Annotated in this window: 12 protein-coding genes; 4 read left to right on the forward strand and 8 right to left on the reverse strand. The window is 56.7% G+C overall.

The window, feature by feature from the left end:
- Window positions 1-102: 102 nt before the first annotated feature.
- Together B0G82_RS20935 and B0G82_RS20940 are read right to left on the reverse strand one after the other, a co-directional pair.
- Entirely contained in the window at window positions 103-1,680 is a 1,578-nt protein-coding gene (locus B0G82_RS20935) for an aldehyde dehydrogenase (NADP(+)) (RefSeq protein WP_121308901.1), read from the reverse strand.
- Window positions 1,681-1,697: 17 nt separating this feature from the next.
- Entirely contained in the window at window positions 1,698-2,333 is a 636-nt protein-coding gene (locus B0G82_RS20940) for an isochorismatase family cysteine hydrolase (RefSeq protein ID WP_121308902.1), read from the reverse strand.
- A gap of 1,031 nt (window positions 2,334-3,364) precedes the next feature.
- Between B0G82_RS20940 and B0G82_RS20945 the strand changes: the two genes are divergently transcribed.
- On the forward strand, window positions 3,365-4,714 hold the full coding sequence (locus B0G82_RS20945; RefSeq protein WP_121308903.1) for an epoxide hydrolase family protein: 1,350 nt from the start codon (window positions 3,365-3,367) through the stop codon (window positions 4,712-4,714).
- Between the two features lie 198 nt (window positions 4,715-4,912).
- Here B0G82_RS20945 and B0G82_RS20950 read toward each other — a convergent pair whose 3' ends face one another.
- Window positions 4,913-5,410, reverse strand: coding sequence for a helix-turn-helix domain-containing protein (locus B0G82_RS20950; protein WP_121308904.1), 498 nt, complete (start codon window positions 5,408-5,410; stop codon window positions 4,913-4,915).
- A gap of 285 nt (window positions 5,411-5,695) precedes the next feature.
- On the opposite strand from B0G82_RS20950, the gene B0G82_RS20955 reads away from it, so the two are divergent.
- The 3 genes from B0G82_RS20955 (at window position 5,696) to B0G82_RS20965 (ending at window position 8,970) form a co-directional block, all read left to right on the forward strand.
- Window positions 5,696-6,331, forward strand: a complete 636-nt coding sequence (locus B0G82_RS20955; protein ID WP_121308905.1) for an isochorismatase family cysteine hydrolase — start codon at window positions 5,696-5,698, stop codon at window positions 6,329-6,331.
- A gap of 17 nt (window positions 6,332-6,348) precedes the next feature.
- Window positions 6,349-7,926, forward strand: coding sequence for an aldehyde dehydrogenase (NADP(+)) (locus B0G82_RS20960; protein ID WP_121308906.1), 1,578 nt, complete (start codon window positions 6,349-6,351; stop codon window positions 7,924-7,926).
- Window positions 7,927-8,040: 114 nt separating this feature from the next.
- On the forward strand, window positions 8,041-8,970 hold the full coding sequence (locus B0G82_RS20965) for a LysR family transcriptional regulator (protein WP_121310758.1): 930 nt from the start codon (window positions 8,041-8,043) through the stop codon (window positions 8,968-8,970).
- A gap of 19 nt (window positions 8,971-8,989) precedes the next feature.
- Here the strand turns inward: B0G82_RS20965 and B0G82_RS20970 are convergent, their stop codons facing one another.
- The 5 genes from B0G82_RS20970 to B0G82_RS39465 all read right to left on the reverse strand — a co-directional run bounded on the left by B0G82_RS20970 (window position 8,990) and on the right by B0G82_RS39465 (window position 13,419).
- A complete protein-coding gene (locus B0G82_RS20970) occupies window positions 8,990-9,910 on the reverse strand; it encodes a hypothetical protein (protein ID WP_121308907.1) in 921 nt (306 codons plus the stop codon).
- Window positions 9,907-10,194, reverse strand: a complete 288-nt coding sequence (locus tag B0G82_RS20975) for a hypothetical protein (protein ID WP_121308908.1) — start codon at window positions 10,192-10,194, stop codon at window positions 9,907-9,909. Before B0G82_RS20975 ends, B0G82_RS20970 begins: the two co-directional genes overlap by 4 nt.
- A gap of 1,455 nt (window positions 10,195-11,649) precedes the next feature.
- Window positions 11,650-11,979: a hypothetical protein gene (locus B0G82_RS20980; RefSeq protein WP_121308909.1), complete on the reverse strand. Its 330-nt coding sequence runs from the start codon at window positions 11,977-11,979 to the stop codon at window positions 11,650-11,652.
- A gap of 368 nt (window positions 11,980-12,347) precedes the next feature.
- Window positions 12,348-13,037 carry a hypothetical protein gene (locus tag B0G82_RS20985; protein ID WP_121308910.1) on the reverse strand — a complete coding sequence of 230 codons (690 nt, stop codon included), beginning with the start codon at window positions 13,035-13,037 and terminating at the stop codon, window positions 12,348-12,350.
- A gap of 70 nt (window positions 13,038-13,107) precedes the next feature.
- Window positions 13,108-13,419 carry a DUF6471 domain-containing protein gene (locus B0G82_RS39465; RefSeq protein WP_147439547.1) on the reverse strand — a complete coding sequence of 104 codons (312 nt, stop codon included), beginning with the start codon at window positions 13,417-13,419 and terminating at the stop codon, window positions 13,108-13,110.
- Between the last annotated feature and the right edge of the window lie 337 nt (window positions 13,420-13,756).

Raw genomic sequence — 13,756 nt, forward strand, 5'->3', positions numbered from 1 at the left:
GCAGCTGTCGGGGAGACTTGCCAGCACGTCCCACACGGAGTCACAAAAGATGCGTCGAGCACTTCTGAGGCCCTTGCCCGAAGCCACCTTTCGTGACCGCTGTCAGTTCTTCGACGGCTCGCCATCAGTCAGGCGCCAAATCCCCGCAGGGTTGTCCCGCTTCAACGCTTCAGGGAGGAGATCGTCCGGGAAACCCTGGTAGCACACCGGACGCAGGAATCGCTCAATGGCAGTCATGCCTACAGACGTGAATCGGCTGTCGGAAGTTGCAGGAAAAGGTCCCCCGTGAATCGATGCGTACGACACTTCCTGCGGGTGTGAGAAGGCGTTGACCACGATTCGTCCGGTACGACGCTCGAGAATTGGAACCAGCCGCGCAGCGAGGGCGTGATCGGCGGCATCGATCTGCATGGTGGCCGAGAGCTGTCCTTGGAACTGCCGTGCAATTGCGATCAGCTGTTCGATGTCTTTCACGCGGACCAGCAGTGCGGCAGGCCCAAACACCTCTTCCGACAGCACCGGATCTTCCAGCAAGCGCGCTCCGTCGACTTCGAAGAGCACCGACTGCCCGTCCCATTTGCCCTGCGGTGGTCCGCCCGCGGCGATCCGCTCTGCGCCCGAATTGCGCTGACGCTCGACGTTCTTGCGATACGCCGAATTAATCCCTGGGGTGAGCATCGTACGCGCGGGCATGTTCGTTATGCGGGGGAGCATCGCTGCTCGAAGTTCGTCATAACCGGGGCCATCGATGGCCAACAGAATCGCAGGCTTCAAACAAGCCTGGCCGACGGTGACGAGCATGCGTTCTGTGAAGCCATCGCCGATTTCCGCGCCGCGGGCGGCGAGCGCCGCGGGCAATACAAAGGTTGGATTGACGCTTGTCATTTCGGTGAAGACGGGAATCGGATCAGGACGTTGCTGCGCACGGCGGAAAAGCGCCATCCCGCCTACTTCCGATCCGGTGAACGTCACGCCTTTGATGAGCGGATGATCGACAAGCGCCTCGCCGATCTCATTGCCGCCACCGCGAACCAGAGAAAATACGCCTTCATGCAGTCCCGAGGCGTTTACCGCCTGCTGGATCATGCGGCCCATCATTTCCGATGCGCCAGGATGTGCGTTGTGCGCCTTCAATATGACGGGGCAGCCGGCTGCTAACGCTGACGCCGTGTCGCCACCCGCGACCGAGTACCCAATTGGGAAGTTGCTCGCGCCAAAAATGGCAACGGGTCCCAGCGCGATCTTCTGCAGACGGTGATCCATGCGCGGACGCGGTTGACGGTCGGGCTGCGCGGGATCAATCGCGGCTTGCCGAAAACGCCCTTGACGCACGACGGTCGCAAACTGACGGAACTGTATCGCTGACTTTGCCGCCTCGCCTTCCAGCTGAGGGACGGGCAAACCGGTTTCGAGCGAGGTGCGCTGCGCGAGTTCAGACGCAATGGCGTCAAGGCCGTCTGCGATCCGTTCAAGGAACGCCGAACGTTCGGCAAGACTTGTGTTGTTATAACTGTCGAAAGCATCGTCAGCAAGTCGCGCGGCACGATCGACTTCCGCCACGCCGCCAAGTGCGAACGGCGGTTCAATTTCGACGTTCGTTGCAGGGTTCAGCGCCTTCATCGTCCCTGCGCTTGCCGCTACTTCCTGAGCTCCAATGAGCAGGTTGCCGGTTAGTGTCATCTCTGATCTCCTTCAATTCAGGCACCAGTGCTGGCGTTAAGCGCCGCACTGAGTTCCGCAGTTGTCAGAATCGCATGGGCATACGTCGGGCCGTTGAGCTCATGCGCAGCACGCATCATTTCCTTCGAGAATGCAGCCGTTGCGTCGCGCACGAGTGTGACGTGGTAGCCCAGCTCCATCGCGAACCGACTGGTCGACTCGATGCAGGTATTCGCTAATAGTCCGATGACAATCACATGCGTGACACCTTGCTGCTTCAACTGAAAGTCAAGATCGGTATTTGCGAAACCACTCTGCGCCCAGTGTTCTTTGATGATGATGTCCTCTGCGTGTGGCACGAAATCGGGATGCCATTCCCCGCCCCACGTCCCCTTTTCAAACGTGTGACGTTGCTTGATCGCGTCTTGCGTCGGGTTCGGATGATCCCAGTTCTCGTAGTCCCCCGGCTCCCAGCGCCGATGCGGCACATAGAACACCTGGATGCCTGCCTTGCGAACGCTGGCGACTGTTGCACGAAGATTGTCCAGCAGCCTGTTCTCGGTAGCGATCTCCTTGATCATCGGAAAGACCTTGCCGCCCTCCGAGAGAAAATCGTTGTAGGGGTCGACCAGTAGCAAGCCGGTGCGTTCCGCGCGATACGTGGGATTACCCATTTCGGTTCTCCGTTAAAAGAGGGAAGTTATTCGCTTCTCACTGGCGGCGGTGGACCACGTTGTTTCACAACGCAACCCAGATCGAACGCCGTGCAGTCCTTGATTTCATTCGTTCAGATCACAGCAGTGCTGTAAGCACTAGCAGGCGTCCAAGGAAGTTGCAGCAATAGAATACGACTGACCTTGCTGATGGCGCATCGCAGGTGACAAGTTGTAGCGATATCGCGTGGTCACTGGGAACCGGGCGCAGTGGAAGGCATCAAATATTCCCGGGCGACGTTCAACGGGGAGAGCTGGATCCAGTGGGAGTGGGACGCGTCCGCCCGCGCGACATGGCACCAGCGAGGCAGCATTTCCCGCGATGACTTTCGAATAGCTGTACGCCATCGGCAGAATCAGACGGGGATTTCAATACTCTTTTTATTTTCCGGTCTTAGTAACGCAACTAGGTTGCGTGACTTCGCATCCCGTTGTTCCGTCGGTTGCTCGTTGGCGGACAAGATCTCTGCGGAGAGAAGTACACCCGTACCACCAAAGTATGATGCGCGTACGTCTGGACGCTGCGCTTGCAGCCATTCGTAGAATGGCTGAATCATCGCCGGTCGCTTACCGTTAGTTCTGACGGGCCACGCGATCGGAAAACCACCGGACCTGTGTATGCACGCAGGTCGATCAGAGCTAGTTGTCGTTGCGTTCCGGTGATTGGGCTGCAACGCCTAACGCGCGACCCGGCTGCAGAGGTGCCAACGCCTGTATTCCAACGGTTGTTGTCTCCGCTACTGCGAGATATCTGCAAGTCACAGCGTTTCCCGTCGGATACAGATATGTTCGTTGTCGGCAACAGAAGCTTGGATACGGTGTAGTTGACCTATACGCTTGTTTGGGACGTTCAAACCCCGGCCCGCGCACGTAATTGTCGTTAGCATTTATCTGAGCATTGTGGCCTGGAAGCACGCGCGTCGCGCGCCATCGATAACGCCTCTATGTTCACAAATCAGGCTTAAGGGCCTCTTACGACTACAGGAGCTCCCATGTCAAACGACATACTTCCTCAAGCGCCATCGCGCCGTCGTTTTATCGGTGTCGCTGCTGCCGCAGTTGCGACTGTGTCGCTGAGTGAGTTCGCTCTGGCAGATACAACTCAGTCAACCTCGGTCACGGAGATCGCGCCGGCGACGAGTGGAGACGCGACGGCCGTCCGCAAACTTCACGTCCGCGTGCCAGAAGCGCAATTAGCCGATTTGCGTAGACGCATCAAAGCGACGCCGTGGCCTGAGCGCGAAACTGTCACGGATTCATCGCAAGGCGTGCAACTCGCGACGATGCAGAAGCTCGCACACTATTGGTCGACGGATTACGACTGGCGCAAGGTCGAAGCAAGGTTGAACGGGTTGCCGCAATATGTGACCCAGATTGATGGACTGGACATCCACTTCATTCACGTCCGGTCGAAGAATGAAAATGCGCTGCCAATGATCGTCACACATGGTTGGCCGGGTTCGATCATCGAGCAATTGAAAATCATCGAGCCGCTGACCAATCCCACGGCGCACGGCGGAAATGCATCCGATGCGTTCGATGTTGTGATTCCGTCGTTGCCTGGTCACGGGTTTTCGGGCCAACCAACAATGACGGGCTGGGATCCCCAGCACATCGCACGAGCGTGGGTTGTGCTAATGAAACGCCTTGGCTACACGCGCTACGTGGCGCAAGGTGGCGATTGGGGCAATGCCGTTACGGAACAGATCGCGCTTCTTACGCCGCCGGGGCTTATTGCCATTCACACGAACATGCCGGCGACCGTGCCGGACGATATTGCGAATGCGCTCAAGTACGGCAACCCCGCGCCGGCTGGACTGTCATCCGACGAGCAGCACGCGTTCGACCAACTCGACTACTTCTACAAGCACGGTCTGGGTTACGCTCAAGAGATGACGAACCGCCCGCAGACTCTGTACGGCATCAACGATTCCCCTGTCGGTCTCGCAGCATGGATGCTCGATCATGACGCTGCGAGCCAAGCAATGATCGCTCGCGTTTTTGATGGGCAGTCAGAGGGACTTTCGCGCGATGATGTTCTCGATAACATCACGTTGTATTGGGTCACGAATACGGGCGTCTCATCTGCCCGTTTGTATTGGGAGAACAAGCTGAACTTCTTCGCACCGAAGCACGTCGCCATTCCTGTCGCCGTCAGCGTATTCCCGGATGAGATCTATGCGGCGCCAAAGAGTTGGGCCGAAAAAGCGTATCCGAAATTGATTCACTATAACCGGCTGCCCAAAGGAGGACATTTCGCGGCCTGGGAACAACCTCAGGAATTTACGGACGAAGTGCGTGAGAGCTTCCGTTCATTGCGAAACGCAAGCGCACCGGCTTGATAACATGGTCCACCGGGCAGTGAGCGACCGCGATCAGTATTGACGAGTGGGTACAGGATTGCGACAGCGCTGCTGCCCGTCCCGGACGCGCGCACTAACAAATCGCCGGCGTGTTAGTGACCATGCGCCACACAAGGGCCTTCAGACGCGGCCAGATATCAGAGGGGAGTGAGTCAACACACAATACCGGGGACAGGCCTACTTTCTTTTAAACGCCGCACGCCGCTCCGCACGTTCGACTGCAAACTGATCGCTCATTGACGCATCGAGATCTTTACGTTCGACAAGTACTTCACAGCTTGGGCATACAGACCCGAGACCCACATCGTGACCGCACGCGCGATGGACGAAACGGATTGCAATCTCCTCGCGCTCATCCTTGCACCAGGTTTCCCCCCAGGCGCGCAACGCGTAAATGACAGGATAAAACGATCGCCCTTTCTCTGTGAGTCGATATTCATAACGCAGAGGCTTTTCGTTGTAAGGGTGACGTTCGATCATCCCATCGGCCTCGAGCGATTTAAGACGAGCCGCCAGCATCTGCGGCGTCGCTTCGGTCTGAGTCTGTATTTCTTCGAAGCGCGTCGCGCCCATCGACAGTTCTCTCAGGACCAGAACTGTCCACCGGTCACCGACCACCTCCAAGGACCGCGCCACCGGACATATCGTGCTTGCCGCTTCCGAACCACGTGCCACACCCGTTCTCCAATTGAAACTATGAATTGCATAGTAACAGATTTCACGGGAGTGTGTTCGCCCCAAAGGCCCGTCCTTCGGGGCATCACAGGTGTTTAGGGGACACACGCATCCGGCCCACTAACCCTGTGCAGACCCGGACACCTCTTGACACTATGTTTTTCATAGTTATATTCTGCACGCACTCGATGCGATGCGTGAGACGTCACGAATCGTTTGACAAACGCATGTCGGCGCCGACGAACCGCGACCGTGTTCGCATAAATCTTGTAACTGGAAAACGAAATGACAAACCTCACATATCGCGCAGAGCGCTCCGGCCTGTTGCTGGTCGATCCCTATAACGACTTTCTTTCGGACGGCGGCAAGCTATTCCCTATGATCAAGGCAATCGCCGACGATGTCCGCCTCCTCGATAACCTGCGCAGCACGGTCGCGAGCGCCCGCAAAGCGGATATCCAGGTGTTCTATGTGCCTCACCGTCGCTGGCAACCAGGCGATTACGAGAATTGGGATCATCCGAACCCGACCCAACGCCTCGTACAGCAGCACCAGACGTTTGCGAAAGACACATGGGGTGGTGAATGGCACCCCGATTTCGTGCCGCAGGAAAACGACATCATCATCAAGGAGCACTGGGCGCAGAGCGGCTTCGCCAACACTGACCTCGATTTCCAGCTAAAGCAGAAAGGCATCACGCACGTGATTGCCGTCGGTCTGCTGGCCAACACCTGCATTGAATCCACGAGCCGCTTCGCGATGGAACTTGGCTATCACGTCACGCTCGTTCGCGATGCGACAGCGGCCTTCACGCAGGAAATGATGCGCGCCGCGCATGAACTGAACGGCCCGACGTACGCCCACGAGATCCTGACGACAGCCGAACTCATCGGCGCTCTCAACATCGGCACAACCGAGTGAACGGAGACGAGACCAACATGAAACTCACAGGCAATTTGCTGATCGGCGCGCAGGAAGTGTCCGCGACTGCTGGCACCATGAAGGCGCTGAACCCGGCGACGAACGCCGAAATTGAACCGTCCTTCGCATTCGGTAGCAGCGTGGAAATCGATCGCGCCGCGCAACTGGCGGATGACGCATTCGACAGTTACAACAACACTAGTCTTGAAGATCGTGCCGCGTTCCTCGAACGCATCGCCGACGGTCTCGACGCGATCACGCCAGAACTCGCGCAACGTCTTGCGCTCGAATCAGGCTTGCCCATCGCGCAACTCGAAGGCGAAGCCGCCAAGTCCGCGATCCAGTTTCGCCAGTTCGCGACTGTCGTCCGTCAGGGACGTTTTCGTCAGGCGACCATCGATCCCGCCCAGCCGGAGCGTCAACCGCGCGCGCGGATGGATCATAGATTGCAGAAGATCGCGCTCGGTCCCGTTGCAATCTTCGGTGCAAGCAACTTCCCGATCTCGTATTCAGTCGCAGGCGGCGATACAGCATCGGCGTTAGCAGCCGGTTGTCCCGTCATTCTGAAAGCGCACAACGCACATCCTGGCGGATCGGAACTGATGGGGCGCGTGATCCAGCAGGCAGTCAGGGATTCAGGTCTGCACGAGGGTGTGTTTTCCCTTGTCCGCGGTGGCGGCAACGAAACCGGCGAGGCGCTGGTCGATCACCCGCTAATCAAAGGGGTGACCTTTACCGGATCGGAAGGCGGCGGCATGGCGTTGTTCCGGCGCGCGCAGCAACGTCCCGATCCGATTCCAGTCTTCACCGAAATGACAAGCGTCAATCCGACCTTCGTGCTGCCGGCTGCACTCGCTGCGCGCGGTGAAAGTATCGGCGACGGCTTTACGGAACGCATGCTGATCACAGTCGGTCAGGCGTGTCTGAAGCCCGCAATTCTGCTCGCGATCGACGGCCCCGGCTATCCCGAACTGAAGAACGCGATGGTCGCCCGCGTCGAAGCAATGAATGCGCGGACGATGCTGACACCTGGCATCAACACGGCTTATCGCAGGAACGTGAAGCGTCAGGTCGAAGCCGGTGCTGAGCGAATTGCCGCGGGCGGCGAAGAGCAAGGTGCGTGGGACGGACAATCGCTTCTCTTCGAAGTAGACGGCGGGCGGATTCTTGATGATGCCTCGCTGGCGGAAGAAGTGTTCGGCCCGTCCGCGCTCCTAGTGCGCGTAAAGGATATCGAGCAACTTATTGCGATCGCAAAGCAGTTTCGCGGGCAACTCTCCGCGACGATGCACATCGATCAGGCTGACCACGCACTCGCCACGCGCCTGTTGCCAATCCTTGAGCGTCGCACCGGCCGTATTGTGGTCAACGCGTTCGCGCATCCCCAAGAAGTTTCGTATGCATCGATTCATGGCGGCCCGTTCCCCGCGACTTCCGATAGCCGCTTCACTTCAGTCGGCATGAGTGCGATCGAACGTTTCCTGCGGCCGGTCTGCTATCAGGGCTTTCCGAACGAACTGTTGCCAGAATCGCTAAAGCATGGCAATCCGTGCGGTCTCTGGCGTCTGGTCGATGGCGAGATGTCGAAAGCCTGATCCGGACTGACACAGAAATGAGCGCAGCCCGCGACTTGTGCCTGTTGTAACGTCGCGGGCGACCGGGCGCGCTGTGACAATCAGCACAGCGCCTCTTTGAAGGAATATCGTTTCGTGGACAAGATTCATAACATACGCGTGTTTTCGCGCGTCATCGAAGTTGGCAGCTTCACCGCTGTGGCCAATGTCCTTGACACCAGCGTTGCGCATGTCTCACGCTCTATTTCAGATCTCGAAGATGATTTGCGCGTGCGCCTTTTTCATCGCACGACGCGCCGCATTACCCCCACTGAAGCCGGCGCTCGCTATTATCAGCGTTGCCAAGCAATTCTGGCCGACCTCGACTTCGCCGACGCCGAAGCATCCGATGCGCTGATCGAGCCGTACGGCAAGCTGCGCGTCCACGCAATGCCTGGACTTGGGCAGACGCATCTCGCAGCCTGCATTGTCGACTATCAGCGGCGCTACCCGAACGTCAATATCGAACTGACACTGTCCGCGACGATGCCGAGACTCGTCGAGGAGCAGTTTGACGTATCCGTTGTAACAGCACCCACGCTTCCCGATTCGGACTACGTCAGCCACGTGACAGGCAGCAGTTACAGCGTGCTGGTCGCCGCTCCGTCGTATCTGCAGCAGCATCCTCCACTACGATCGCCGGAAGATCTTGAGAGTCATGAATGCATTCGCTTGCAGTCTCCAGCGACACCATCAACAGATGGCTGGCAACTCGAAAGCCAGGATGGCGAAGTGTTCTCGAACGTCTCGACGGCGCGCTTCAAGGTCAACGACCCAGCGGCTATGCGTGTGGCCCTGCTCGCCGGCGCGGGCATTGGTGCGTTGGCCGTCTATTCGGCCATGGACGATCTTCGCAACGGAGCGTTAGTCCGGGTTCTGCCTGAATTCAAGCTGCCCACTCGGAACGTCTATTCGGTTTATCCTTCGCGCCTTTATGTCGACGCGAAGATCCGCACGTTTGTCGACTTCCTTAAGCGCGAACTTAGCGCACGAATCGCGTTGCAGGAGGCCGAGCTGAATGCCTGACCTGAATCTGGCCATCCATTCATAGGGCCGTGATGCCAGTCAAATGACCTACATCGTGAAGCACTGTAGAAACCGATTGGCCGTCGAGCGCAACTCGGTAGATCGAACCGCTCAGGTCGCTCGCGAAGACGACGTTCCGGTTCGGATGCACCGACAATCCAATTGCCTCGCGAAAGCCACCGCGGAGCACCTCTCGGTGCAATTCGCTTGCATCTAGGCACGCGCGATTCAGCGTGTTGCCGAACGGCGGAGCGCCCCGGTCGGTCCAGTAAAGCGTCATCGTCGTAGTATCCAGTTCGAGATCGACAGGCTCGGGCAATGCGCTGAAAAGCGTGTCGATATCTCGGCGCGATGCAGGGGAGTCGCCCCACCTCAGACCATTGAGTGGGGCACGCAGGATACGTCCCGTGTTGGACTTCGGTGCGCCTTTTTGTGTCCAGTACACATGCTCGCGATTGACATCGACCGCGATGCCGACGCACCAGTTGCGCGCGTCCGCCTGATCCGACGCTCCAGAGCCGGTTTGCACGAGCGTTTCGATGGACGATCCATCGAGCTTGGAGCGCATGACCCGCATTCCTTCGCGATCGCACCAGTAAAGATGCTCTCCAAACGGCTCAATAACGATCTGCTTGGGAGTGTGCGTTAAACCCGGCGGCACGATAGTCGTCACATGGCGCCCATCGAGATCGCATCGCATGATAAAGCCGTCGTTACGCGACGGCACACCCATATTGGTCCAGTAGAGGTGACCGCGCGCAGCGTCGATCGCGATCCCGTCCGGTCCCGCGCAATGTTTGCTGACAAGGATTGTAAGATCACTGCCGTCGCTCATCGCCGACAGCACGCGATTGCCGCCGTGGTCGAGGAAATAAAGGCGGAGGTCGTCGGTTGCGGCCGCGTGTCGCTGACAGACTTCAAAAAGCGGATGATCCATCATTTCGCCCCAGCAGCAAACCCGCGATACGCTTGGAGCGGGACGAACGTCTCTATGACAAGTTTGCCGGCTTTCATCAGAGGCAATCCCTCGATCACAGCATGAGCTTCGTCTTTGCTTGCCGCCTCAATCAGCAAACAGGCACCGGCCGCGTCCGTGCGCGACCAGACATGACGTACCGATTCCCCTGCATACTTCTCCTGCACGTACGCGACCTCTAACTCGCGCTCCTCGATAGTGACGGAAGCAGCATTTCCCTTGACTCGCATCGCAAACAGAAACTGCATGACAACTCCTTAAAAATTCACGTCGTGGTGAATGGTGCGCACCATATCGCCGACGCGATGCTTGAGCGTTCGCAAAAGCGTCGTACTCGCAACGGCACGCGGTCGAGGTTGAGTCGATCGATGTCTGAAGAACACCGTGCTCGCAGTTTAGAAATAATGCTTTGAGCGAAAAAGAGCATGTTCGGCAAAAGCCTCTTTGCCAAAGAGGCAAAGTGACCAATAGGCGGAGCGATTGCTATCTCGTGAGTCAAAGCCCCGACGTCGAATTGAATGCGCAATGTTGTTCAAAACGACTGCTGATACTCCATCGGTCGCAAATCGATAATATGACTCACCACCTTAAAAGGCTCCATAGACGTTTAGATGATGCCCTTCCGCGTGTTAGCCAAATGGAGTGATCGACTTCGCGGCAGTTACTGAAGGCAAACATCTCCATAATCGACGGTGCGTCGCATTACATAGTGACGGCGAACCGGCACGAGCCAAGGGTCGACGCAGAGGATTTCGAGATATCCATTGGCCAAAAGAGCGATTGAGGTAGACATGTTCACTCCAAAAGCGACTGGTGGGCGAGTTACAAGACGGGTCGGACTTTCACAACCTTGTTGTCTCGTGAAAGCTTGTATTGATGGTACTGTCCAACTGGTAAGAGCGCCATCGTGCAAGCGAATAGGCTGAATCTGAGCTCGTATCGAACTGTTATACCAAGGTTGATGTCCAGTCAGACCAATGTGTAGCGGCCTTCTTCCTTTTCGTCGGTTTGCTGGTGCGAGGAGCGTCGACTCCTACTCGGCCGTTATGTTGAGCAAACGTTCGGATAGACCGGTCTTTCAGCCATCGCTCTGCTGCAACCGTTGGTCTGCAGAGGCTCGTTTTCGCATTCTGTTTAAATTTTTCCGGGCTTTCAGACGAAAATCTAAGGTTCGCGCGGTGGCACAAGCGGGACCTACTCTCGCATGCACATCACACTTTAACGAGAGCGCTTTCGTCAGAATTCAGGGCGACGACGTAGCTGGTCGGCCGGATAGATAAAGAATGGCCCAGAAGGCCTAGCGGGAGACCTATGTACAAAGCTTCTTGAATCGTTCTCACGTGATGTGGTTCGGGGTTCACCGATATTTCCAGCTAATGTGCTCCGAAACACCGATGTAATCGGTCACAGTGTCTATGTTATGGGGCAGCTACAATTAACGCACGGGCATGCATCTATCCAATCAGTCCACATCGTTACGCGGCGCACCTGCTGCTAAATTTATAACTTTTGGAAAACTTCACAAGCCGCAAGGGTGGAGAAACTGGCGATGAGCACTTTTGCTTGCTAACTACCGCAAACAAGAGCGGCGGGACACTGTATGCGTGTTACCGCCGAGAGACGTAAAAGGACAAACGAACCAGCGGAGCAACCTACTGTACCCGAACCGCTCCGCCGCGCGCCATTACAAGACGACCAAGCTATCAAACCGATACGTCGATCTTCTGATTGTTTTTTGTTTCTTCAAGCTGCTTTTGTGCATCCATTTCTTTCTTGAGCAGATCTTGCACTTTCTTCATAACCTTGTCACGTTCTTCGGGAGACATATTTTTCAGATCTCCTTCGGTCACGCCAAGCTTCGCGAGAATCATCTTTTGCAATCGATCGCCAGTAGTGCCTTTCGTATAGTCGACGAGTTGCGCGAGTAGCTCGGCGAAAGTGGGCTTGACACTGTTGTGCGCGCCCGATGCCGCGAAGCCGTTGCTATTGCTTTGGAGATTCGACCCGATGGAGTTGTTCGTCTGAATGGACATCTGATTCCCGATGACGTTGTGTGGCTTGTTTTAGATAGTGACTGCGGGGAGTGGCACATGTCCGCTCGGGCAGGTTCACGCGAATTTCACAATTAACAAGTTCCTCCGTACATAAAATTACTAGTCGGCGTTCTTGCGTGCAGAAGTATATCACTATGATATTCATAGTGATATACTTCTGGAGGAAGAAGACGCGACATTCGGCCGCCCGGCACTTCCCCAACATTCGCGGCCGCGGACAGAAGTTTGGACAGCTTAGCGCTTTCGCTAGTGTGAGCAGTTTCTCGTCTGGTCACGGCGGTTCCGGATTGCGAGATTGCCTGAGGGTGCGGATTGTTCAGAGCGAAGGTCCAGCATCTCTCATGATTTCAACTATTTCGGGTGCCGGACACCTTGCCCTTCTCGAGCTTGTCCGAGCGCGCAATAAAAGCATCGGCTGTCTGCAACACCGGCTTCATTTCGCCATGCAAGAGCGCTTGCAGTGGCGTCAAATTGGCAAGCGACGCCTTCGGATCTGTGAAAAATCTCCATTTGACCCAGCCAGTCAATCCATTCAGCCGTCGCACGACCTTCGCTAATTGCCTGCGATCGAGCTCTTTTGCAAGGAAGAACGCCGGATAGAATTGATTACCTCCAACGTCGACGCTGAAAATTTGACCCCCGGCCACGTTTTTGGCGAGCCTTTGCTCCGAGATACCGAAGGCTTCACAGACGACTGCTGCTGGGAGCAACCTGCCTTGGGATACGAGCGACTTACGCGGTGACACCCGGCGATGCGGGACGCGATGGAGATCCTCGTTTGGACGTTCACTGTGCTCGTGGTTTGAATTCATGTCCAAGTTCAGCGCGGTCGACAAACCGATGACTTGTGCGAGCTTCCGTTTGAACAACCGTCCTAACTCAGCATTGGGCAGCTCGAGAAGCGCCTGTGCCGCTGACAAATCGAACAGAATTGCCGCCACAGCGGCGGTACGGAGTAACCGCGACACCGGGGTGCTGTCGAACGAGGGGTCGTCATCTGACCCAGGTCCAGAGCGTGACATCTCCGTTTTCTTCATTTTCCATTCACACCCTCTGCGTGAAAATTTTGACGGTTTCGATACAACTATAGGACATCCTTAGTGTGGATCAAGCTCGATCTGACTTCGGGCGAGGGATTCCTACCAAGCCTGCGGCACCTTTACGGGCGGCCTCGCAGAGATCTGATTGGTCCACGAACAACTCGATGCCTTGAAACGAGCAGACAACCGAGCACTGCAGAAAAAGGATGGCAGCGAAATCACCGGTGGAAACGGCCACGGAAAGCGCGTCGGGATCCCAGTTCTCGCTGATCGAAGCAAGCCGTCGCCCGATTTCTACCCAATGCAACCAAGGGCGCGCCGCGAGTTCGGCCTGAAACAGGTGCGATGCGCGTGCATCCCAATTGCCTGCGGATGTCATAGCGGGACGCCAGTGCGGAGGATAATCCGCGTGTATAGTCGCCACGACCTGAAGGAAAAACCCGAAACGGAACGTTCCTCGGTGCATTCTGCCTTCCAACGCACGAGCGGATTCGGACGCGCCGTGCCGGGCAAATTCCGACGCCAAGCGTGGCACGCTCACACCCTTACGGACCAGTAGTCCCCGAATTGCTCGCGAGGCCAACGCCGCCCATTCCTTATCGTTGCCCTCCACTTCGCGTTCCTTGCTCTAACGATTGAAACAACCTATGATTTACGTGAAGATTTTCATGCACCGCAATGACAGTGCTGAGTTGACCCCTGCCTGTCTAGTGGTG

Origin of the sequence: Paraburkholderia sp. BL17N1, assembly GCF_003634175.1 — a bacterium.
Lineage (GTDB): Bacteria > Pseudomonadota > Gammaproteobacteria > Burkholderiales > Burkholderiaceae > Paraburkholderia.

What these genes read in the sequence shown, in the direction of transcription:
- B0G82_RS20940 (WP_121308902.1), bottom strand. Translation starts at nt 2,333, where the DNA reads ATGGGTAATCCCACGTATCGCGCGGAACGCACCGGCTTGCTACTGGTC.
- B0G82_RS20980 (WP_121308909.1), bottom strand. Translation starts at nt 11,979, where the DNA reads ATGTCCATTCAGACGAACAACTCCATCGGGTCGAATCTCCAAAGCAAT.
- B0G82_RS20960 (WP_121308906.1), top strand. Translation starts at nt 6,349, where the DNA reads ATGAAACTCACAGGCAATTTGCTGATCGGCGCGCAGGAAGTGTCCGCG.
- B0G82_RS20970 (WP_121308907.1), bottom strand. Translation starts at nt 9,910, where the DNA reads ATGATGGATCATCCGCTTTTTGAAGTCTGTCAGCGACACGCGGCCGCA.
- B0G82_RS39465 (WP_147439547.1), bottom strand. Translation starts at nt 13,419, where the DNA reads ATGACATCCGCAGGCAATTGGGATGCACGCGCATCGCACCTGTTTCAG.
- B0G82_RS20935 (WP_121308901.1), bottom strand. Translation starts at nt 1,680, where the DNA reads ATGACACTAACCGGCAACCTGCTCATTGGAGCTCAGGAAGTAGCGGCA.
- B0G82_RS20975 (WP_121308908.1), bottom strand. Translation starts at nt 10,194, where the DNA reads ATGCAGTTTCTGTTTGCGATGCGAGTCAAGGGAAATGCTGCTTCCGTC.
- B0G82_RS20955 (WP_121308905.1), top strand. Translation starts at nt 5,696, where the DNA reads ATGACAAACCTCACATATCGCGCAGAGCGCTCCGGCCTGTTGCTGGTC.
- B0G82_RS20945 (WP_121308903.1), top strand. Translation starts at nt 3,365, where the DNA reads ATGTCAAACGACATACTTCCTCAAGCGCCATCGCGCCGTCGTTTTATC.
- B0G82_RS20985 (WP_121308910.1), bottom strand. Translation starts at nt 13,037, where the DNA reads ATGAAGAAAACGGAGATGTCACGCTCTGGACCTGGGTCAGATGACGAC.